General features: G+C 37.9%; 18 protein-coding genes. 9 read left to right on the top strand and 9 right to left on the bottom strand.

Annotated features, from left to right (window positions below):
- Positions 1-2: 2 nt before the first annotated feature.
- Positions 3-1,523 (top strand): family 10 glycosylhydrolase, encoded by a 1,521-nt coding sequence (locus VB715_RS05690; RefSeq protein WP_323300233.1) that lies wholly within the window; start codon positions 3-5, stop codon positions 1,521-1,523.
- A 40-nt stretch (positions 1,524-1,563) separates the two neighbouring features.
- Here VB715_RS05690 and VB715_RS05685 read toward each other — a convergent pair whose 3' ends face one another.
- Positions 1,564-2,940, bottom strand: coding sequence for a pentapeptide repeat-containing protein (locus VB715_RS05685; RefSeq protein ID WP_323300232.1), 1,377 nt, complete (start codon positions 2,938-2,940; stop codon positions 1,564-1,566).
- A gap of 430 nt (positions 2,941-3,370) precedes the next feature.
- Here VB715_RS05685 and VB715_RS05680 point away from each other — a divergent pair, with 430 nt between their 5' ends.
- Entirely contained in the window at positions 3,371-5,008 is a 1,638-nt protein-coding gene (locus VB715_RS05680) for a mechanosensitive ion channel family protein (protein ID WP_323300231.1), read from the top strand.
- Here the strand turns inward: VB715_RS05680 and aroB are convergent.
- On the bottom strand, positions 5,005-6,102 hold the full coding sequence (gene aroB / locus VB715_RS05675) for a 3-dehydroquinate synthase (protein ID WP_323300230.1): 1,098 nt from the start codon (positions 6,100-6,102) through the stop codon (positions 5,005-5,007). The two genes, VB715_RS05680 and aroB, sit on opposite strands and share 4 nt — an antisense overlap.
- A gap of 71 nt (positions 6,103-6,173) precedes the next feature.
- Here aroB and petL point away from each other — a divergent pair, with 71 nt between their 5' ends.
- The 3 genes from petL (at position 6,174) to VB715_RS21950 (ending at position 7,975) form a co-directional block, all read left to right on the top strand.
- On the top strand, positions 6,174-6,275 hold the full coding sequence (gene petL, locus VB715_RS05670; protein ID WP_323292608.1) for a cytochrome b6-f complex subunit PetL: 102 nt from the start codon (positions 6,174-6,176) through the stop codon (positions 6,273-6,275).
- Between the two features lie 128 nt (positions 6,276-6,403).
- Positions 6,404-6,823: a PEP-CTERM sorting domain-containing protein gene (locus tag VB715_RS05665; RefSeq protein ID WP_323300573.1), complete on the top strand. Its 420-nt coding sequence runs from the start codon at positions 6,404-6,406 to the stop codon at positions 6,821-6,823.
- 213 nt (positions 6,824-7,036) lie between these two features.
- Positions 7,037-7,975, top strand: coding sequence for a PEP-CTERM sorting domain-containing protein (locus VB715_RS21950; protein ID WP_416336910.1), 939 nt, complete (start codon positions 7,037-7,039; stop codon positions 7,973-7,975).
- A 69-nt stretch (positions 7,976-8,044) separates the two neighbouring features.
- On the opposite strand, the gene VB715_RS05655 is transcribed toward VB715_RS21950, so the two are convergent.
- Both VB715_RS05655 and VB715_RS05650 read right to left on the bottom strand, forming a co-directional pair.
- A complete protein-coding gene (locus VB715_RS05655) occupies positions 8,045-8,962 on the bottom strand; it encodes a histone deacetylase (protein ID WP_323300229.1) in 918 nt (305 codons plus the stop codon).
- Positions 8,963-9,033: 71 nt separating this feature from the next.
- On the bottom strand, positions 9,034-9,837 hold the full coding sequence (locus tag VB715_RS05650; RefSeq protein ID WP_323300228.1) for a GAF domain-containing protein: 804 nt from the start codon (positions 9,835-9,837) through the stop codon (positions 9,034-9,036).
- Between the two features lie 171 nt (positions 9,838-10,008).
- Here VB715_RS05650 and VB715_RS05645 point away from each other — a divergent pair, with 171 nt between their 5' ends.
- From VB715_RS05645 to VB715_RS05635, 3 genes are all read left to right on the top strand, one after another.
- Positions 10,009-12,573, top strand: a complete 2,565-nt coding sequence (locus VB715_RS05645; RefSeq protein ID WP_323300227.1) for an EAL domain-containing protein — start codon at positions 10,009-10,011, stop codon at positions 12,571-12,573.
- 52 nt (positions 12,574-12,625) lie between these two features.
- Positions 12,626-14,716 carry an EAL domain-containing protein gene (locus tag VB715_RS05640; RefSeq protein ID WP_323300226.1) on the top strand — a complete coding sequence of 697 codons (2,091 nt, stop codon included), beginning with the start codon at positions 12,626-12,628 and terminating at the stop codon, positions 14,714-14,716.
- 71 nt (positions 14,717-14,787) lie between these two features.
- Positions 14,788-16,611: an EAL domain-containing protein gene (locus tag VB715_RS05635; protein WP_323300225.1), complete on the top strand. Its 1,824-nt coding sequence runs from the start codon at positions 14,788-14,790 to the stop codon at positions 16,609-16,611.
- Positions 16,612-16,615: 4 nt separating this feature from the next.
- Here the strand turns inward: VB715_RS05635 and VB715_RS05630 are convergent, their stop codons facing one another.
- The 5 genes from VB715_RS05630 to VB715_RS05610 form a co-directional block, all read right to left on the bottom strand.
- A complete protein-coding gene (locus tag VB715_RS05630) occupies positions 16,616-17,203 on the bottom strand; it encodes a ParA family protein (protein WP_323300224.1) in 588 nt (195 codons plus the stop codon).
- A gap of 269 nt (positions 17,204-17,472) precedes the next feature.
- Positions 17,473-18,084 carry an alpha/beta hydrolase gene (locus VB715_RS05625; RefSeq protein ID WP_323300572.1) on the bottom strand — a complete coding sequence of 204 codons (612 nt, stop codon included), beginning with the start codon at positions 18,082-18,084 and terminating at the stop codon, positions 17,473-17,475.
- Between the two features lie 147 nt (positions 18,085-18,231).
- Positions 18,232-18,774, bottom strand: coding sequence for a Spy/CpxP family protein refolding chaperone (locus VB715_RS05620; protein WP_323300223.1), 543 nt, complete (start codon positions 18,772-18,774; stop codon positions 18,232-18,234).
- A 54-nt stretch (positions 18,775-18,828) separates the two neighbouring features.
- Complete coding sequence (locus VB715_RS05615) at positions 18,829-19,230, bottom strand: hypothetical protein (RefSeq protein WP_323300222.1); 402 nt, start codon at positions 19,228-19,230, stop codon at positions 18,829-18,831.
- Positions 19,230-19,796, bottom strand: coding sequence for a sigma-70 family RNA polymerase sigma factor (locus tag VB715_RS05610; RefSeq protein WP_323300221.1), 567 nt, complete (start codon positions 19,794-19,796; stop codon positions 19,230-19,232). The genes VB715_RS05615 and VB715_RS05610 overlap by 1 nt, the downstream gene beginning before the upstream one ends.
- Positions 19,797-19,898: 102 nt before the next feature.
- Here VB715_RS05610 and recJ point away from each other — a divergent pair, with 102 nt between their 5' ends.
- Complete coding sequence (recJ, locus tag VB715_RS05605; protein ID WP_323300220.1) at positions 19,899-22,229, top strand: single-stranded-DNA-specific exonuclease RecJ; 2,331 nt, start codon at positions 19,899-19,901, stop codon at positions 22,227-22,229.
- Positions 22,230-22,233 lie beyond the last annotated feature (4 nt).

The following is a 22,233-nucleotide window of genomic DNA, read 5'->3' as shown; positions in this document are numbered from 1 at the left end:
TTATGAGATGGTCTATTTTTAAATCTCGGTTTTTACAACTCTTTTTAGCGACATTTTTTAGTATTGTATTGCTTAGTCATCCAATTTTTGCCTTTTCTCCTCCAAAACAGGAAATTCGGGGGGTTTGGTTAACCACCAATGACACCAATACCCTACTCGATCAACCCAAATTAGAAGAAGCGATCGCTCAATTAGCCCGTCTTAACTTTAATACCATATATCCCGTCGTGTGGAATTCAGGTTATGCTCTTTATCCCAGTGCGATCGCCCAAAAAGCGGGTATTCAACCCTTTGTCCATAAAGGGTTTCAAGGACAAGATCCCTTGACAGATTTAATCACAAAAGCCCATAATCAAGGCTTATTAGTGTTACCTTGGTTTGAGTTTGGGTTTATGGCACCTCCCACCTCAGAATTAGCCACCAAACACCCTCAATGGTTAACCCAAAAAAGAGATGGCACACAAACCACCATTAGTGCAGCCGGAGAAGTCGTTTGGTTAAACCCCTTCCATCCAGAAGTCCAAAAATTCATCACATCTTTAGTGATTGAAGTGATGAATTTATATGATGCAGATGGCATTCAATTTGACGATCATTTAAGTTTACCCAGTGAATTAGGCTACGATAAATATACCGTTAATTTATATAAACAAGAAACGGAAAAAGATCCCCCTGCTAACCCCAAAGATGAAGCCTGGTTAAAGTGGCGGGCTGATAAAATGACGGCTTATGTTGCCCAACTTAATCAAGCCATTAAAGCCAAAAAAAGTAATGCTATTTTTTCTGTTTCACCTAATCCTTATGACACCGCTTACAGTGGTTATTTACAAGATTGGTTAACCTGGGTAAGACAGGACATCATTGATGAAGTCCTTGTGCAAGTTTATCGGCCAGATTTAGCGAGTTTTGTCAAACAATTAGAAAAGCCAGAAATTCAAGAAACCAGGAAAAAAATACCAACAGGAGTCGGAATTTTAACAGGGTTAAGAAATCGGCCGATTGAAATAGAATTTATTCAAGAAAAAGTATTAGCTGCCAAACAATATGGATTAGGGGTTTCTTTCTTTTTTTATGATAGTCTTTGGAATTATGCACCTGAACCTGTTTCAGAAAGACAAGAAAAGTTTTTAGCTCTTTTTCCTTATCCTGCTGAACGGAAATTAGAAACTCCTCAACCCCCAGCCATTATTACCCCGGATCAACCAACAGAAAATACCACCAGAATTGATGATTTTACCCCCTATGAACCGGTTGAAACTATCGTCCCGGTGGAAAATAATATCCCTGATCAACCCACTGAAAACCCAATCATAATTGAAAATAATATCCCCGATAAACCAGCCGAAATTATCATCCCCGTTGAAACAGCAACCCCTAATCAACCCGTAGAGAATACCACCCTAATTGATAATTCTCCCCCTTATAATCCTTCAGAAAATATGCCCCCCGTTGATGGATTTGAACCCTATCAACCCCCAGAAGATATGCCTCCTGTTGAGGAATTTGAACCTTATAAACCCTAGGTGTCTGGTGGGCATTGCCCACCAGACAATAATCAGCAACTTATCTAACTTGAGCTTGACTTAAATCCACATTAGTTAAATCAACCTCACTCATGTTAATCTCAGTTAATTGAGCAGCAGCAAAATTTGCACGACTCAGATTAGCTCCAACTAAATAAGATAACTCTAGATTGGCATCACTTAAATTAGCATCACTTAAGTCAGCCCCAGTCATATTAATTTCTGTCAACTGAGCAGACGCTAAATTCCCATGATTCAAATTTGCTTTGACTAAATAGGATAAATTGAGATCAGCCCCGGTCAAATTGGCATAACTTAAATTCGCACCTTCCATATTAATTTCTGTCATTTGAGCCGAAGATAAATCCGCATGACTGAGATTAGCTTCTAACAAATAAGCAAAATGTAAATTGGCATTTTTCAAATTGGCATTTTGTAGATTAGACTTTTGCAAATTCACATCTTGTAGACGGGCATTTTCTAAGTTAGCACCCTCAAGATTGGCATAACTAAGGTCAGAATTAATGGCAGAAACTTCAGAAATAATTGTCTCCCCAACAATCCCGATAACGCCGGCCGCAATACCAAAAGGAAAAGGAGCCGCGATCGCACTTACTACCCCGCTAGCGATCGGGTTGCCACCGATAACCCCCACACCAAGAGAGGTGTTTAAGATAGGATTGCCATTCATAACCCCTGTGATCCCATCAGGAAGCCCCATAGGAATGCCAAAGGGCATAGCAGCAGATACTGCAGTTAAAGCAGCCGATGCGGTAGGATTGCCAGGATAATCTTGACTAAAATCTGTACTTGAGAGATCAGCACCTTTAAGGTTGGCTTCACCCATGTGAACCCCTCGTAGATAAGCACCGTTTAAATTAGCCCCTTCCAGGTTAATTCCTTTAAGATTTGCCCTTTCCCCATCATGGGCAGTCAAGTCAGCCCCTTGGAGGTTAGCCCCACTTAAATTGGCTTTTTCTAGACTCACGCCCCGCATTTGTGCGCCTTGAAGATTGGCATCGGTTAAAATAATCCCATCCATGTGTGCATGAACAAGGTTAACCCCTTCTAGATTAACGCCAGTCAAATTAACCCCATCGAGTTGAGCATTTACCAAATTAACGCCAGTCAAATTAACCCCATCGAGTTGAGCATTCATTAACTGAGCATCTTGTAAAATAGCTCCTTGCAGGTTGGCATTTTTCAGATTAGCACCTTGAAGATTAGCATTGTGCAAATTGGCTTGTTCTAAATTGACTCCTTCTAAATTAAGACCTTGAAGATCGGCATCTTCTAAGTCGCAACCGATACAAGCTCTTGTTTCCATTAATTGTTGTCGGGGAGTGAGGCTTTCTGCTCTCACAACAGTGCTTAAGGATAAAGAAGTTAATACAAGAAGTCCGACAATCGTTTTCATGATCTTTTCTATTTATTGTGATAACGTTAGATATTTGACTTAAAAAATGTCAAGGTAAAACAACAGAAAATTAAGGAAAATTTTACGAATACATTTCCATAAACTATCTGATAAATTTACGAGATCGACTCCTCACACCTGACTAAAAATAATGTATTAAGTCAGGTTTTCTATTTTGATTATGCCCGTCATAGTAACCATTGTTAAACAAAACTTTAAAAGTTTATAACTGTCAATATCTCTTAACTAAAAAACTTTATATTTCCTCAAAAAAAGACTTTGAGTAAAGGATTATATCAATTTCCCTCGGTAATTATCATGAATACAAGCTTTCAGTTTGGAAATCTTGACCCTTAAAATTTCCTTGAGAATGATTACCCATCCCTAAATTCCTTTTACTATAAATCTAAAAAACATTACATCTCTGGGAATGAAAAAAGTCCTTCAAACGTTTATCATCTGGCTACTCATCGGTTTGTTGGCTGTTACAGTGACTCCCTTTGTCATGGGGCAATCTACCTCGTCAGTCTCTGGGTTAGGTGATGTAGCTGTTATACTGGACGGCGAAACCCTATTTATGTTGAGAAAACCCCTAGGGGGAATCTCCTTGGAAAATCGTGCTAAAGGTACTAGCAGCAGATTGAAAGAGTTTGCTGAGGATGAAACCTTATCCCTTGATGATATTGACATTTATATTGGGGATACAGAGGGCATTGGTATTCCTGTCACTGCTGTTTCGGCTGGAAGTATCCCCCTAATAACGATTACGGAGGTAGATGCTAAAGCAGTGAATAAACCTCGTTCAGTATTAGTCACCGAATATGTAAAAATCATCAAGGATGCAGTTACTCGTTATCGTGAAAAACGCAGTTTTCAAAATGTAATTAGTGGACTGATCTTTAGTGTCGTTGCGACGATTATTCTCTTAATTCTTTTGTTTATTAATCAGAATGTCTTTACTAAAATCTATCAAAAATTAAAATTTTGGGGAACGACTTATATTCAAGCTGTTCGTCTCGGAAATTTTGAATTAATCAAGGCTAATCAATTAGATAATGTCATTCATTTAATTGCTCGTATCCTTCAAATAGGAATTATTTTAGGGCTACTAATTATTTACTTTCCTTTAGTTTTAAGCCAATTTATTTGGACAAAAAGTTTAGCTAATACTTTTTGGGATTATCTTTCAATTACTTTTCAAAGTGTTTGGCAAGCTTTTACCAACTATTTACCCAACTTATTAACTATTATTATAGTCGTTTTAATTGCTTGGTTTTTTCTGCGTTTATCTCAGTCATTTTTTAATGAATTAAGACAAGAAACTTTCTCTTTACCTGGTTTTTATCCTGAATGGGCTTTACCGACTTATCGCTTAGTAACTTCAGGAATTTTTGTCCTAGCTGCTGTTATTGTAATTCCTTTATTGCCTGGGTTTAATTCTCCGGCTTTTCAAGGAATTTCTGTATTTTTAGGCTTGCTTTTTTCCTTGGGATCGACTTCAGTCATTGCTAATGTGGTATCAGGGACGATTCTGATTTATACTCGTGCTTTTCGGGTAGGAGATTACATTACAATTGGTGAAATTTCTGGAAAAGTGCTAGAAACTACCCTGTTAGTTACTCGACTTCTTACGGCAACTAATGTGGTGATTAGTATTCCCAATTCGGAAATTATTACGACTTCTATTTCTAATTGGAGTTTCTCTTCAAAAGAATTAAATCTGCCTTTAATTGTCCGAACTCCCGTTTATTTAGGCTATGAAATTCCTTGGCAACAAGCTTATCATGCTCTCATGAAAGCTGCTGTGCAAACAGATGGTGTATCTGAGTCTCCCACGCCTTTTGTGGTTCAAGAATCTCTCAATGAAGTCTATGTTACTTATCAATTAAGTGTCTATATTAATTGGGAATATTTCAAAGGAAAAACCCTCAAGGAATTTGAAGAAGCCAGGTCAAAATTACACGAAAATATCCGTGATTGTTGTCAAGAAGCTGGTATAAGGGTTTTTGCCCCTAGCTATGAAGCTGATCCGACAAATTATGGCCCTGCAGCTACTGAGTGTGATTAATTTTTGAGTTCTTCAAGTACCCTCTCAATTATCTCGGAAGAAACGCGATCGCTAATCACAACCTTGCCAATTTCTGTGGGTAAAATAAAACGAACTTTGCCTGATTTTACCTTCTTATCTAACTGTAAACTTTCTAAGACTTCTGCCGTATTTAACGTCCCTGGAATGGTAACAGGTAAAGCTGTTTTTTGGATTAATTGTCCTTGAAATTCTGCTTCTTTTTCTGTCCACATTCCCAAGTTTACCGCAATTTTTCCCGCAGCCATCATGCCCATAGCCACCCCTTCCCCATGATTAATCGTGCCATATCCGGTTAAACTTTCAATGGCATGACCAATGGTATGGCCATAATTTAAAATGGCTCTTAATCCCCCTTCTTTTTCGTCTTGACTGACCACATCAACCTTAGCCTGACAAGAACGGGTAATAATAATTTGCAGTAATTCTTGACTAAAATTCTCTAAATTATCTAAGGTTTCAGCTTGTTCTAATTGCCGAAATAAATCTCGATCCCAGATTACCCCATACTTGATGACTTCTGCCATTCCTGCCCGAAATTCTCGCACAGGTAATGTCTTTAAAACAAGGGGATCAATAAACACTAAACGGGGTTGATAAAAAGCCCCAATTAAGTTTTTTCCTTGGGGATGATTAACCCCCGTTTTGCCCCCAATGGAAGCATCTACCATTGCTAATAAAGAGGTGGGAACCTGGACAAAATTTACCCCTCGTAACCAGGTAGCTGCGGCAAATCCTGTCATATCGCCAATGACTCCCCCACCAAGGGCTAAGAGAGTTGAAGACCTTTCTAAACGATGTTTGAGGGCAGTATCATAAACCTGGGCAATACTGTCTAGGGTTTTGTAAGTTTCTCCCGCGGCAATGAAATGGGTAAACACCTCAAACCCTGCTGTTTTCAGAGAATTTGCCACGACTTCCCCATAATGAGCAAAAATATCGGGATTAGAAACAATGAGAATTTTTTGCCCCAAATTCAAAGACGCGAGACGATCTCCTAAATGGGGGAGAGATCCAGCCGCGATCGCAATCTCGTAACGGGTGTGGGGTAAAATAACCGGAATAACAGCAGACATAGGTTTAGATTATGGGGTCTGATCAGAAGTACAATAGCAAAGAATCAACCTGATTAGGAGTATTAACCAAAATGTCTGGATTTGTTGTCGCTGCCTTTGCAGGATATTTAATCGCTTTTACAGGGATCGCCCTAGGTTTGTATTTTGGTCTACGCACCGCCAAAATTATTTAGTTGCCTAAAATGGTGGGTTAGGACGGATTTTGAGATTTCTGTTACAACCTAGCTTTTAACCGTCTAACCCACCCAACACCTAATTATTATCATGAAATCTTAAAAAAAGTAACGCTAAATTATACAAAATTGACGCTAAATTATACATGAACTTATACATCCCCGCGAATGTTCAAACAGAGACTTTTTCCTTTGACTTTTCTCATTTTGAAACACCTAATAATGGTGTTCCCTGTGCTGCTGGTGGCGTTCAACCTTGTCCTGATTTGGTTTCCTTCCTCAATAATGGTGCATCCGAGCAAACCATCAATATTGGTGGAGACGATTATAACCTTGTCATTACTGGTTTCCTAAGCAATGGTACAGTTGTTAGTGACTTTCTTACCCTAGAAGGTGTTGCTAATAGTGCTATTCTTCAAGGTAAATTAGTTTCTACAAGTATGCAACCAGTTCCAGAACCTCTAACCATTTTGGGTGCTAGTGCTGCCGTTGGTTTTGGTGGCTTGTTTAAGCGCAAACTTGCCCAGAAAAAAAATACTAAAGCTTAGTTTTAACTGAAAATATAGCAGATTTGGACTAGGTGTGAGGTAGGGGCATAATATTTTATGCCCCTACCGTCTTTTGATGAGCAGCGATCGCTGCTCATCAAAACAGATAAAATCCCATTCCTGCATTTTTTGGACTTAATATGACAAAGTTATACAAAATTAACGCTAAGTTGTACATGAAGTTATACACCCTATCAATATAATCTTTGGTGTGTGGCAATTTTGCAAATTCGGCTTGATGAAACCACATCGCAAAACATATTACTGATCAAAGATAGGGTTAACTCGATGATAAACACCAAAGCGATCATATATAGCTCGATTGCAGCTACATTACTGGCTGGAAACGCAGCACAGGCACAATTAACCCAAGGAGAACTCCCCGCAGGTAAGCCCACCAGCATCATGCAGTCGGGTAGTGTCACAAGAGACGGAGTGACAGTAGGTTTCGACTACAACCTATACGCTCTCGAAGTAGATGGTTCAGATGTTTACTACGACATTCTGGGGCCATTCTATGTCAACTTTGAAGCTCCAGTAGGTCAGCAAGTTGTTCAAGGACCCGCTCCAACCAGTGCTATGTTTGACTATGTACAATACAATTCTCTGTATGCAGTTTTAGATCCCAGTGGTTCTTTTGATGCTAGTTTTAGAGATTTTGGGGGCCCAAGTAACTTCACCCAAACATTTACTTTTTCTTCCTTTGAGCCGACTATCACAGGATTGGTTAATTTCTCTGGTTCTCTATCAGGAGGTATGACAGATCTAGCTGGTAATGGTGTAAGTATCACACCGTACAATCAAGCATCAACAGTTCTCATTAAGCTCTATGATATTAACAACAACCTAATATCCACTCTGGGGCGGGGTGATACCGCTAGTGGTTCAGGTTTAGGTGCGGCAGCATCTTATGGCTATGGGCCTTTCAACAGCGCCCCCAGTTTAGCAAACTGCGGAACCGCTGGTTGCGGAAAAGTAGAAATTGAACTCTCCTTTACTGGTTCAGGTGGTGGTGATAGCTATGCCCTGACTGGTGGTTATTTTGTAGAGCCTGTGCCTGAACCTCTGACTATTTTGGGTGCTGGTGCTGCCGTTGGTTTTGGTGGCTTGTTTAAGCGTAAACTTGCTCAGAAAAAAAATACCAAAGCTTAGATTAAACTGAAAATACGGCATTTTTAAGCTACTTTATGTAGGGGCATAAAACTTTATGCCCCTATAATCTTAAGTCAAACAAGGTTCAATGGTAGCAATTACGGATTGGGCCAAAGCATCCAAATTATAACCCCCTTCTAAGCCAAACAAAATCCGAGGGGTAAGGGTTAATAAATATTGGGTAAAGATGCCATAATCAGAGGATTGTAAGTCAATACCTGCTAAGGGATCAGCTTGATTTGCATCATAACCCGCACTAACAATTAATAAATCCGCTTGAAAGGCTTCTAACATCGGCATCACTTGAGTTTCAAAGGCCGTTTTATATTCCTTGATGGTACTTCCTGCTTGCATGGGAATATTCAACACATTATGATATTTTCCGCGATCGCTTTCCTTTCCGGTGCCTGGATAACAGGGAAATTGATGTAAGGAACAATAGATAATGTTAGGATTATTCTCGACTAGGGCTTCTGTTCCATTGCCATGATGTACGTCCCAATCAACAATGGCAACCCGATTCACTGAAGGTTGTTCTAGGGCATAATGAGCAGCGATCGCCCCATTAGAAAACAGACAAAATCCCATTCCTGTCTCTTTGATGGCATGATGGCCAGGGGGACGGGCCAAGACAAAGGCCGGATGATTAGTATTTAAGACAGTATCTATCCCATCTAACCAAGCATTAACTGCGAGTAAGGCCACCTCATAACTTTGGGGAGAAACAGGGGTATCGGGATCTAAACTACCACCCCCTTTCTCGGCTAAATATTTAACCCGTTCAAGATAAGCTCTGGTATGGATTTTTTCAATAAAAGGGATCGGATCTCGTTGAGCGATCGCAGTAGGGAGTTGCCATTGTAGGCGATCGCCCCAAGATACATTTTTTAAGGCATTGACAATGGCGGTAAGTCTTTCTGGACATTCAGGGTGAAAGCTTCCCGTATCATGTTGAAGAAACTCGTCTGAATAGATGATTTGAAACATCTCTAAATTGCTAAGCATTTAATCACTAAGGCTACCTCAACATTAACAGGATTGTTGAACAGGAACGGTAATCAATCTGTATCTTCACCTACCATTTCATCCCTTTCCAATCGCTTTTTATGACGAGTCAGACGGGCAAGATGTTCTTGTAACAAATTAAGAACTTCTGTGGCAATAGAAATAATTTGATTGACAGTAAATCCAGCTTGTGTTAGCTCTTTAAAGAAAGATTTCGCCACAATTTTTGCTAACTTAGAAGGATTAGGATGAATGGTCATAGTTTCTGGGATCTCTTGTTCTACCAAGTCCCTCACCACTGCTAATTCCACAAATTTAGAGCGAAGGATCGTTTGTAATTGGGAAATTTGGAGAGATTTTCCCACAAACAAAGCAAAGGTTTCCATTAATTTTAAATCTTCTTGATTAAAACTCTTTCGAGTCAGGGGACTACTCACATTAATCACCCCAACCACCCGCTTTGATAAAATAATTGGGGCAGAAATTAAACTTTTATTATCATCATCATACAAAAAACGGGCTACAGAGGCAAATTGAGATTGCTGAATATCTTCAATTAATAAAGCCTTTCCCGTAGCCGCCACATAACCCGCTATTCCCTCATTCAGTGGGGTGATTTCCTGGTAAGCAGATGGGGGTAAATTACCGTAATGAATAAACACTCTTAAAGAAGAATCAAGGCGAGAAATATCTTCATCATCCGCTAGTAACATAATAGAACATCGCCGAGTTTTGAGGATTTGTGCCGTAAGATTTGCTACTTCTTGCAAACTATCTTCAAAATTATTAGGTTCTTCTAACAAATTAGAGATGCCAACTAACCGAAAGATGAAATTTGGATCATAGTTCATCTGCATGGCAATATTAACTCAGAAGTTCGTTTTTATGGCAATTCCTCTGACCATACCTAGTGTAACAACTTTTCGGAATTGACACATCAGTAAAATTTCTTTTCGGGGAGTCATGTTAGTTTGACTGAGATTTTGGGGAACCTTATAACTATAGCTCCTTACTCTCGATGAATCGTGATGAGTAATGCCTCAGAAGTCCGTCACCTGCTAGTTGTCGCCGATCAGAAATCAAGACGTATTGTTTCCTTAACGGACAATACCTATTCCATCGGTCGAGATCCTAATAGTAATATTTTGTTATATGATCGCCAAGTGTCTCGCCATCATGCCACCTTATTGCGAGTTACTGATCACCAAAGTGAACAACCTTGTTATCGCATTATTGATGGTAATTTACAAGGGAAAAGAAGTACCAATGGTATCGCCGTTAATGGAAAATATTGTCTTTCCCATGAGTTAAAACCAGGGGATCTCATTCGTTTTGGCAATAAATCCCAAGCCAATTACCATATTATTGCTAATTCGGCTGAACTTGATTCATTAAAAGATTCCGATCAAGATAGTCAATTACTTGAGGAGTCTCTAGGATTAGACGATTTTCCTTCCGATGCAGGAATGCTCGCCCTCGATGAGCTTTTTCTAGAGGATGATCCCGATGAACCCCAAACTATGGCCTTTAAAAAAACGGTCGATCCCAAGGGAATAAATTACCTCAAAAATGTCTCTTCTCTAGCGGATTCTAATCCTAATCCTATCATTGAAATAGATTTACAAAGCAAGATTACTTATCTTAATGCTGCGGCTAAAATGAAGTTTTCCGATCTGTCCCAATTGCAATTAACCCATCCCATTCTTCAGGGACTTGGGGGGGGTAAATCTTCCCAAGAGGGAACTTCTTTTGTCCGAGAAGTCCAAGTCGAGCAAGCATTTTTTGAACAGCATATTCATTATTTAACAGAAAATCAATCGATTAGAACCTATCTTTTTGAAATTACTAAATATCGAAAACGGGAAGCCAAATTAAATGCAGGTAAAGATCGCTATCGTCTTTTTGTGGAACAAGCAACAGAAGGCATTTTAGCCATCGATCTCGAAACCAAACATATTATTGAAGCGAATCAAGCTTATTGTCATCTCTTAGGCTACACCAGTGCAGAAATTATTGGGATTAGTCTTTATCAACTCATTGAAACAGAACGAGAAATTCTCACTGAACAATTGCAGACTGTCACTCCAGAAACTCCCTATATCATTAAAGAATCTCTCCATCGTCATCAAGATGGTTCCTTAATTCCTGTTGCTGGAAAAATTAGTTTGACTACCTATCAAGGACAGGAAATTTTCTGTTTTGTTGTCCGTGATATTCGGGAACGGAAGCAGGAAGAAGAACAACTCCAATATCAATTATTACATGATCCTCTAACTAATTTACCCAACCGGGAATTATTTAACCAACAATTGGCGGTGGCCTTAGCTCATGCCGAACGTCATCAGCATCTGTTAGCGGTTATTTTTATTGATATTGACTCCTTTACTCATATTAATAATACCCTGGGTCATTCTATCGGCGATCGCGTCCTCCAAAGCTTTGGAGAAAGACTAAGTTCCTGTGTTCGAGGTGGAGATACTGTCACTCGTTGGGGAAGTGATGAATTTGTTTTATTACTACCACAAATTAAAAATACAGAGGATACCGTAAAATTAGTCCAACGGATTTTTGAAAATCTACAACGTCCTTTTATTATTGATGATCATCGACTGCAAATTAAATGTAGTGTGGGTATTGCTATTTATCCTCAAGATGGGGACAATGGGGAAACATTGCTGAAAAATGCTGATGCGGCTCTCTATCGCACCAAAGAACAAGGACGAAGCCATTATCAATTTTATAGTCCCAATTTAACCGCAGAAGCTGAGGTTTTATTGCGTCTTGAAGGGTTGCTACATCAAGCATTAGAGAAAAAACAGTTTCATCTCCATTATCAGCCTCAATTGCGCTTAAATACAGGGCAAATTGTGGCAATGGAGGCTTTATTGCGTTGGGAAAGCCCGGCTTTTGGTCTAATTATGCCCCAAAAATTCTTACCCCTCACGGAAAAAACAGACCTTATTTTACATCTGAGTAAGTGGGTTCTCAAAACTGCTTGTCAACAAAATCTTTCTTGGCAAAAAGATGGTTTACCCCCTATTCCTGTGACAGTTAACCTCTCAGCGCGGGAATTTCAACAACCCCATTTAGCGACGGTGGTGGCCAGTGTGTTAAATGAAACGGGACTAGATCCCCAATGGCTAGAGTTAGAATTAACGGAATTAACCTTACGGCAAAATTTGAACTTAGCCCGCAAAACCCTACAAGATTTACAAAATTTAGGGGTTCGTATTGCTCTTGATGATTTTGGTAAGGGTTTCTCTTCTTTGGGTTATCTCAAACAATTTTCTTTCCGCACTTTAAAGCTTCATCAAGCCTTTATTCGAGATCTACGGGGAACCTCGGAAGAATTGGGACTCATTTCTGCTATTTTAGCCATTGGCAAGGGGTTTAATCTGCGTGTTGTTGCTGAAGGTGTGGAAACCAAAGAACAGTTGGAAATCTTGCAAAATCTCAATTGTGAAGAGATTCAAGGCTATTGGTTTAGTCGTCCCTTACCGACAAAAGACGCAACGGAACTATTAGGTAAAATTGCCAGGGAAAGTAACGGCCATCTAAAAAAATTGATGCCTTCATCGATTATTGATTGTTAGTTTTGCTGAATTTCTGGGAACAATAATAATAGCCCTTGTTTGTGTATCTGTGATGAACACCTTATCATCCTTTCGCCATATTTTGGTCATTGAGGATCAAAAAGCGCGACGTATTATTGCCCTTGAAGAGCCTACTTATACCATTGGCCGAGAGTCTAATAATGACATTGTGATTTATGAACGGGTTGTTTCCCGTCATCATGCCACCCTGGTACGCATTAAACCGACTCCTCGACTCGATCACTATTCCTATCGTATTCTTGATGGAGATTTAGAAGGAAATCGTAGCACTAATGGATTACTAATTAATGGGAAAATCAATGAGTCCCATAATCTTAAACATGGTGATGTGGTCATCTTTGGACCAAAAGCTAAGGCAAGTTATTATATTATTTCGACGGCCTTAGAGATTGATTTATTTAATCCTCTTGATCCCCAACAATTGACGGCTGAGAAAATTGTTGAAACCATGATCAATGAAGATAATAGTAAGTCAACCTTGATTCGTGAAGAAGATCTTCAAGAGCGCGATCGGGATGATTTGGTGAGATTAGCGTCTTTTCCTGAATTAAGCCCTAATCCCATTGTAGAAATTGATTTTGCGGGTAATTTAACTTATCTAAATCCAGCAGCTAGTATTAAGTTTCAAACCATTGGAGAAGAAAAATTAAAGCATCCAGTTTTAGCCGGATTATTGTCAGAAGTTCAGAATATTCAAGGGAATTTATTATTGCGGGAAGTTCTGGTTGGCTCAGAGATTTTTGAACAATATGTTCATTATCTTTCAGATCATCAATTAATTAGAAGTTACTTATTTGATGTAACGGCTCGTAAACAAGCAGAAAAACAGTTAAAATATCGAGCATTTTATGATACATTAACTGATTTGCCAAATCGAACTTATTTTGATGATAAATTAGATATTGCTCTGGTCAAAGCTCGGCAAGAAGATCATTTAATGGCTGTGCTTTTTTTGGATTTAGATTGTTTTAAAAATATTAATGATACTTTGGGTCATGGAATTGGCGATCAATTGCTAAAACACTTTGCTAAAAGACTTAATTCTTGTGTACGAAATCATGATTTAGTTGCCCGTTGGGGAGGGGATGAATTCACCTTATTACTTCCTCAAATTAATAGTCCAGAAGATACGGTAAATCTATCACAGCGCATTCTTGATGAACTGAAACAACCTTTTGAAATTTCCGGCCATCAACTCTATGTTAAAACCAGTATTGGTATCGCTATTTATCCTCAAGATGGAACCGACGCAGAAACCTTATTAAAAAATGCAGATGCGGCCCTTTATCGAGCCAAGGAACGGGGACGAAATCATTATCGTTTCTACAGTTCAACCATGACTTCAAAAGCTTCTCTTTTATTAAAACTAGAAAACCTTTTATATCAAGCATTAGAAGCAGAAGAATTTTGTTTAAATTATCAACCTCAATTAAAGTTGAAAAACAATAAAATTAGCGGAATGGAAGCTCTTTTGCGGTGGTATCATCCCGAATTAGGTCATGTTTCTCCCGTGAAATTAATTCCTCTTGCAGAAAAAACTGATCTGATTATTCCCATTAGTTTATGGGTCTTAAAAACCGCTTGCCAACAAAATAAAAATTGGCAAAAATCAGGTTTACCTGCGGTTCCTATTGCGGTTAATCTTTCCGCCAGACAATTTCAACAACCAAATTTAGTAGAAATGGTGAGTCAGGTATTAGAAGAAACTGGGTTAGATCCCCATTTCTTAGACTTAGAAATTACCGAGACAGCAATTATGCAAAATCTTGACTTTTCTCAGGAAACTTTGCAGAAGTTACGGGCCTTGGGGGTGCAAATTTCTTTAGACGATTTTGGAACTGGTTATTCTTCTTTAGGCTATTTACAAAAATTTCCCGTTACTACCTTAAAAATTGACCAATCTTTTATTCAAACCTTACAAAATAAACCTCAAAATACAGCGATTGTTTCGGCAATTATTGCTTTAGGAAAAAGCTTTGATTTAAGGGTAGTTGCTGAAGGGGTAGAAACCTTACAAGAACTAGAATTCTTACAAAGACTCAATTGTGAAGAAATTCAAGGATTTTGGTTTAGTCGTCCCCTCAAACCAGAAGATGCAACGGCTTTTTTGGAGCAGATTTGAAGAAAGATTAACTTAATTGAAAGAGATAACTAAAAAGGTTATAATTCAATCAATTAAGGGATGCTTTAGTCATGAATTACCAAAAACAAAGCCCGAATAGTCGTTATGTACTTGTGCTAGAAGATAGTCATTCTCGACGAACTATATCTTTGGAAGAATCTAAATACTATTTGGGTCGTCATTCTAGTAATTCTCTTGTTATTCATTCTCGTCAGGTTTCTCGAAGACACGCCACCTTAATCCGAAAGTTTAATCGGAAAACTAATCAGGAATCTTTTTGGATTCTGGATGGAGATTTAGATGGCAATAAAAGTCAAAATGGAATTTTTATTAATGGACAAAAATGTTTGGTTCATGAACTAAAAGATGGAGATTTAATTAATTTTGGCTGTGAAGTAAATGCCAGTTATCACCTTGTTTCATCGGCTACTATTTCTGAAAGTTTTATTAATCAAGAGTCTAGCTTATCCAATGACAAGACTGCGGCTAAACAAAATCCTAACTTACCCCAGTTATCCTTAAGCGATCCTCAGCAACAATCTACATTTATTTTGGAGGGTTCTCAACTTAAAAATAGTGGAAATGATGATACATTTCAGGAACAATCTTACCTCGATCCCGTCACAGAATTACCTAATCGTATTCTATTTAATGAATATGTATCCATTGCCATAACTAATGCCCAACGCCATCAAAACTGTGTGGCTATTTTATTAATTGATATCGAACATTTTAGTCAAGTAAATGATGCCTTAGGTTATACGATGGGAGATCATGTGCTGGTAGCGATCACTCAACGGTTAAAAAATTGTTTGCGGACAGGAGATATTGTCGCTCGTTGGGGAGGAGACGAATTTGCCATTCTTGTACCCCATATTAAAGAGGTAGAGAATTTATATAAAATTACGCAACGAATTATCAAAGAATTAAAATATCCTTTTGATGTACAGAAACAATCTCAATCTTTGACAACTAATTTAGGAGTTGCTCTTTATCCTAAAGATGGAAAAGATCCCAAAGAAATTTTAACTTATGCCGAAACCCAACTCAATTATAATAAACAATTGGGAGCAGAAAATCTTTCTAGTAAGAATTCTTCCCTATCTTCTCCTGAATTATCCCAAATTGAAGACAGACTTTACCAAGCTTTAATGCAAAAAGAGCTTATTTTATACTATCAACCCCAATTAAATATTATCACAGAAAAAGTCGAAGGGATGGAAGCTTTGATTCGCTGGAATCATCCCAAATATGGCTTAATTTCTCCTCAGCAATTTTTACCTTGGGCAGATAAAACAGAACTCATTCTTCCTTTAACCCGTTGGATTTTAGAAACAGCTTGTCAACAAAATAAAGACTGGCAAACCCAAAAATTACCCTCAGTTTTAATTTCCGTTAATCTTTCCCTATACCAATTTTATCATCCCCAACTGGTTGATCTGATCGATACAATTTTAACAACCACGGAACTAACCCCACACTGCTTAGAATTAGACATCACGGAATCCAGTATCTTAAAAGATACAAAATTAGCTTATCAGACTTTAACCGACTTAAAAAAACTAGGAGTCTCTCTCTGTCTGGATGATTTCGGGATCGGGTATACTGCAGTTAGTCATTTACATCAAATGCCTTTTAATAAGATCAAGCTTGATGTTTCTGTCATCAAAAATATTAGCGAAAACTCAGAAAATACAGCCCTGGTTTCTGCTTTAATCGCTTTAGGAAAAAGTTTTAAAATGAGGGTAGTTGCTGAAGGGGTAGAAACCCGACAACAACTCGATGCTTTACATAATTTGCATTGTGAAGCCATGCAAGGCTATCGTTTTAGTCATCCCCTTCCAGTGAAAGAAGCCACAGAATTCTTAATTTCTCATGCTCCTAAATTCTTTTAAATATTTAGGGTAAAATTTCTCGCCCAACCGCTTCATAAGCTGACCAAGCAAATTTAGAACGAGGATCAGGATAATCTCTAATAATTACCCCCCGTTGGGATGCTCTTTCAAAGGCAACTAATAAAGGAATTTCTGTTTTAAACATGGGCAATTTTGCTTCTTTTAATCTTTGTTTTGCCTCTTTACCATTTTTGGTACGAGCATCTACTTTAGTCAAGAGAATTTTATAATTAGCATTGAGGTTTTGTAATTGTTCAACCGCTTTAAAAGTTGCATCTAAATCTAAATGATTAGGAGTTGTGGGAATAATTAATAAGTCACTACCATCCGCGAGGTCCTTAAATTCTTCGGGTTCAGGTCTGGCCCTGGTATCTACAATAATATGAGGATATTGACGAATTAAATTGGTTGAACCGGCCTGAGAGGCGACATAAAAAGGCAGTTTATCTTCTCTTGACCAAATTAACGCAGAACGGTTGCGATCAGCATCAATGAGTAAGGTGGGGGCTTTTTGTTGTAAATAGGCCGCAAGATGAATTGATGTGGTGGTTTTTCCCACTCCCCCTTTTAAGGCAGTAATTGAGATAATCATAGTGCTTCTAGCTTATTTATCAGATTTATTGATATTTTTTCCCATTCACAGATTACACCAGTGTGATACCAATTTTTTAAGCTGAGGGGATGACAATTAAAAAAGCGTCACTTTGCGGAAACTTATCTGAGAGGCTTGCGTCAAGATAGGGGTGTGTGTGAGGAGTAAGAACGAAAGACAAACGCCCTTGAGGTCGAAACATGGCCAGACTCTCAAGGGCTTTTTCCTTTTTCGGGTTGATCATTGGATGATTTTAAGAATAAAAAAACTCAATGCTGAGTTTGAATAAAGTTTTGAAAAATTGTTAGAACATCAGGAATAATTTCATGACCCATATTAAATTCATGGTATTCTACCTTAGCATTGATAGTAGTTAAAGCTTCTTTTGCTTGATGAGCCATGGTTAAGGGAACGACCATATCTTGTTTACCATGAATGATTAAAATAGGCGGTGTTGGTGTGTTTAAATGTTGAGGCTGAAATTGTAAATAACCACTTAAACTACAAATTCCTCCTAGGGGTAAATTAATGCCAACATCGAGAGACATGGCTCCTCCTTGGGAAAAACCACTTAGGATTGTACGAGATAAGGGAATTCCCGTTTTCTCTTCTAAGGATAATAACCAATTAGTTAATAATTGCCTACTTTCTGATATTCCTTCATAATCACCTGTTTCTAAAGCATACCAAGCGAGTCCTCCAGGTACTTGAGGATGGGGAAAAGGTGCATTAGGAAAGAGAAATTGATAGGTAGGAAGGGGTAACATTGAAGCTAATGGAGCTAAATCTTTTGCATTGGCTCCCCAACCATGTAACATGATTAAAAGATGCTGAGGGCTATTACCGTTTTCAGGAAGAAGGGAAATGGCATCTAAAGACATAGACTTATTTATTGACAAAATCATTTATTATGATGGCAATAAATTTCTTAATCGTCAACTGTATCTTTCTCTTGAGAAATATACAAAATTCAATTAGGGCTAAGTTTAGAAGGGTCAAGTCCTACCAACCAATGTAATTTACGATTTTTATTCTGGTTTTTCCTGCCCAGTACCTCGATTCCAGTCGCCTCTTGGACGGTTTTTTTGCATTAATTGAGCAAATTCTTGGCGTTGTTCAGGGGTCAATACTTTTCGCATTTCTAACATACTTTCAAAGCGTAAATCACCCATTTGTTGGAACAAATTTGTCATATCTTTATGCTTCATTTGAAGCTCAGTATCTGAAGAATTTCCCTGCATCATTTGGCTTAATTCTTCTCCTGTTGTCCTAATTCGTTCCCGCAGTTGCTCTATTTGAGGATTATATTTTTGGCGAATTGCGTTGAGTTGTTGCATCTGTTCATTACTTAAATTAAGTTGTTCCATTAATTTTTCTGGGCCTCTTCCTCCTCTTTCACCTCTTTCACCTCTTTCACCTCTTTCACCTCCTTCTCCCCGTTGAGCGATGACTTGGGTTTCAGCAATCAACATAGATGAGGGAGTCTCTTTCACCGAGTCAGCTAAAGCGACGGTACCACCGACACCAAGGGTGATAACAAGTAGAATTAAAGCAGTTTCTTTGGTAATCATGATCATAACTCCTGATAATTAGAGCGAGGTAAATTGATGTTAATGATTTAAAAATTAGGGTTGAGAAACTAAGTATTGAGTTTCTAAATTCCCTAAAGAAAGCCATTGAGAATAAATAACTTGAGGGGAGCTTTCTTCTGTTATACTGATGGTTTGTTGCCAACTATTGACCATGAAATCCTCAATTTCAGCGGCTTCTAGTTCCGTCGAACCCTTCATAAATTGCTGATAGGGAGAGGGTTGCAGCAGATTATAGCCTCCCCAAATTCCTAATAAAGTTGCCAACATGGCACTGGGAATTAACCATCTCAACTGTGTTTTTTGACAAGACTGAGACTCCCTCACAATTCTTGAGAATAATTGTTTTTCGAGGGTTGCTTTCGGAGGAGGTGGTAAAGGACGATATCGTTGAAGAAAGGAGATCAATTCTCGATCATCATGGGGGAATTGAGACATCACATTGCTCCTTGTTGTTGCAAAAATTTACGCATTTGATTTCTAGCATAAAATAAGCGAGATTTGACGGTTCCGACTGGTAATTTTAAGATATTTGCCACCTCTTTTTGTGGGACATCTTCTAAGTCATGTAACACTAAAACAGCACGATGTTCTAAACTTAAGGTCTGTAATCCCTGCTGTACCAAATCTTGATAGTGTAACCGCATTAAATCTGGGGTATCTTCGGGACGAGATGGCATTATATTTAAGATGGAATTATCCTCTGCTGAGGACATATTTTGAGCCAATTGTCGTCGCTTATCCGTTGCCACATTCCAGGCAATACGATATAACCAAGTGGAAAAATAAGCAGGTTGTCGCAGTTTGGGTAAACCTTTCCAAACTCTTAGGAAAACTTCCTGCTCCAAATCATCGAGCATTTCACTCCCACACAGTTGATAGAGAGTAGCTCGCACCCGTTGCTGATAGCGTCGGTACAATTGTTTAAATGAGGGGGTATCCCCTTGTTGACACCGAAGCACCAAGTCTTTTTCTGTTGTACCCGCGGGGTTGTCTGCTAACACGGTTACGTTTTAACCTATCACTGAATTCAAGTCTTTAGACTAAGGGCTGTTTAAAAAGGTTCAACAACATAATAAATTCTCACTCATCAACCATTAACTAATATGTTTCAACCTCATTGGCAAGTTTTACCGGTTGTTTCTCTACCTGCTTGGTTTCTGGATATTGTTAAATCTTATACACCGGAATCTGAGGGAAAATATGTGGCTCAATTATTATGGCAACGGGGTATACAAACCCCAGAAAAATTATATGGGTTTCTCGATACTAATATTTATCATCCTTTGAGTCCGTTTGAATTTGGACAAGAAATGAAACTGGCTATGAAACGCCTAAAAATTGCCTTTGAGAAACAGGAAAAAGTTACAATTTGGGGGGATTTTGATGCAGATGGAATTACAGCAACCAGTGTTCTTTGGGAAGGATTAGGAGATTTTTTTATCCCTCATTTACAATTGAATTATTATATTCCTAACCGTGCAACAGAATCCCATGGATTAAATATTTCAGGAATTCAAAAATTAGCCACAGAAGGCACTCAATTAATTATTACTTGTGATACGGGAAGCACAAATTTAACGGAAATTAACTATGCTAAAGAATTAGGTATTGATCTTATTGTCACGGATCATCATACTTTACCTGATGAGCGGCCTGATGTGGTTTCTATTATTAATCCTCGTTATTTTTCTAGTGATCATCCTCTCTTTTGTTTATCGGGGGTTGCCGTTGCTTATAAATTAGTTGAAGCTTTATATCAAACTTTACCAGATATTCCTCAACAACCCTTAGAAAATTTATTAGATTTAGTGGCTATTGGGTTAATTGCTGATTTAGTAGAATTAAAAGGAGACTGTCGCTATTTAGCACAAAAAGGCATTGAAAAGCTACAAAAACAGTTACAAAATTCCACTCGTCCAGGGATTGTTGCTCTCTTAAAATACTGTAAAAGAAATGGCGATCGCCCGACGGATATTTCCTTTGGAATTGGCCCCCGAATTAATGCTATTAGTCGCATTCATGGAGATGCTAGTTTTGGCGTTGAATTATTGACCAGTCGGGATAAAGAACAATGTCAAAAATTAGCTGAAGATACAGAATTAGCGAATACTCGCCGTAAATCTTTACAGAAGAATGTTGTTAAAGATGTTAAAAAAAAGTTGGCTAATTTGGATTTATCGACGACTCAAGTAATTGTTTTAGAAGATCCTCAATGGTCTAGTGGTGTGTTAGGATTAGTGGCGGGACAAATTGCTCAAGAATATGGCCGTCCTACTATTTTATTGACAACAGCAGAAACAGAAAATATTAATACAAAAAATATAAAGTTAGCCAGGGGTTCTGCTCGTTCTATTGGTAATATTGATCTCTATAAATTAGTCGCATCTCAACAAGATTTATTACACCGCTTTGGGGGACATCCCTTTGCGGCAGGTTTAAGTTTACCTGTTGAATATCTTCCTTTATTTCAAGAGGGTATTAATCAACAGTTACGACAAGAAATTATTGATATTAATTACTTAAACAATACTATTAAAGCTGATTTAGTAGTAACAGTATCTCAATTAGGTAAATCTTTGTTTCGAGAATTAAAATTGTTAGAGCCTTGTGGTATGGGAAATCCTGTTCCTAAATTATTGATTCAAAATTGTTGGTTTAAAGCATTAAAAAATGAAAATATTAGGGATTTAAAAAACAATACAGTTAGATATATTAAGACTAAATTTATTATGTATGATCGCTCTATTGAACAAGGATTTCCTGGTATTTGGTGGGAACATTATCAAGATGAATTACCTCAAGGAAAAGAAAAATTATATGATGCTATTGTTGAATTAGACTATAATACTCATAGTCATAATTATGAAGTGAGATTAATTGATCTCAGAGAAAGTTTCTTTACCAAAAACAACCAACAGATTCCTGAAACTAAACCTAATTTAATTGATCTTCGCAATCAAGATAACTTAATCAAAAATTATTTAGAGGGAGAAATTTTGACACAATGTCCCACCAGTTGGGATGAGTTACAAAAAGTTTATCGAAATAGCTTAAAACAGGAACAAAAGTTAACCCTTGCTTATTCAGTTTCTCCTCACTTTAATGGACAAGAAATTCTCCAACAATTAATTGGTATTGCTAAATATCTCAGTCGCACTCAAAAAATCATAACCAAACAAAAATTAAAAGAACAATTAAAATTAAGCGATCACTCTCTTAATTTAGCCTTAGATTTTTTAGACACCCTTGGCTTTAAACTTAATAAAAATTATCAAGAATTACAATTTACTCAGCAGTTATCACAAACTTCTAAGTATCAATTCCCCAAACAAAAATTGCTAGAAACCCTCAAAGAAGAATACTTTCAACGACAATATTTTGCTAAAATTCCGTTAGAAACCTTACAACAAATTTTAAATCATGCTAAAATGTGAACAA

Source organism: Crocosphaera sp. UHCC 0190, assembly GCF_034932065.1.
Taxonomy (GTDB): Bacteria; Cyanobacteriota; Cyanobacteriia; order Cyanobacteriales; family Microcystaceae; genus UHCC-0190.
This window is presented reverse-complemented; position numbering and strand designations above follow the sequence as displayed.

Bases quoted from the DNA above. Each gene is read 5' to 3' on its own strand.
- petL (WP_323292608.1), top strand. From the start codon at position 6,174: ATGTCTGGATTTGTTGTCGCTGCCTTTGCAGGATATTTAATCGCTTTT.
- VB715_RS05625 (WP_323300572.1), bottom strand. From the start codon at position 18,084: ATGTCTTTAGATGCCATTTCCCTTCTTCCTGAAAACGGTAATAGCCCT.
- VB715_RS05615 (WP_323300222.1), bottom strand. From the start codon at position 19,230: ATGTCTCAATTCCCCCATGATGATCGAGAATTGATCTCCTTTCTTCAA.
- VB715_RS05650 (WP_323300228.1), bottom strand. From the start codon at position 9,837: ATGCAGATGAACTATGATCCAAATTTCATCTTTCGGTTAGTTGGCATC.
- VB715_RS05640 (WP_323300226.1), top strand. From the start codon at position 12,626: ATGAACACCTTATCATCCTTTCGCCATATTTTGGTCATTGAGGATCAA.
- VB715_RS05630 (WP_323300224.1), bottom strand. From the start codon at position 17,203: ATGATTATCTCAATTACTGCCTTAAAAGGGGGAGTGGGAAAAACCACC.
- VB715_RS05685 (WP_323300232.1), bottom strand. From the start codon at position 2,940: ATGAAAACGATTGTCGGACTTCTTGTATTAACTTCTTTATCCTTAAGC.
- VB715_RS05690 (WP_323300233.1), top strand. From the start codon at position 3: ATGAGATGGTCTATTTTTAAATCTCGGTTTTTACAACTCTTTTTAGCG.
- recJ (WP_323300220.1), top strand. From the start codon at position 19,899: ATGTTTCAACCTCATTGGCAAGTTTTACCGGTTGTTTCTCTACCTGCT.
- VB715_RS05620 (WP_323300223.1), bottom strand. From the start codon at position 18,774: ATGATTACCAAAGAAACTGCTTTAATTCTACTTGTTATCACCCTTGGT.
- VB715_RS05680 (WP_323300231.1), top strand. From the start codon at position 3,371: ATGAAAAAAGTCCTTCAAACGTTTATCATCTGGCTACTCATCGGTTTG.
- aroB (WP_323300230.1), bottom strand. From the start codon at position 6,102: ATGTCTGCTGTTATTCCGGTTATTTTACCCCACACCCGTTACGAGATT.
- VB715_RS05645 (WP_323300227.1), top strand. From the start codon at position 10,009: ATGAGTAATGCCTCAGAAGTCCGTCACCTGCTAGTTGTCGCCGATCAG.
- VB715_RS05655 (WP_323300229.1), bottom strand. From the start codon at position 8,962: ATGTTTCAAATCATCTATTCAGACGAGTTTCTTCAACATGATACGGGA.
- VB715_RS05635 (WP_323300225.1), top strand. From the start codon at position 14,788: ATGAATTACCAAAAACAAAGCCCGAATAGTCGTTATGTACTTGTGCTA.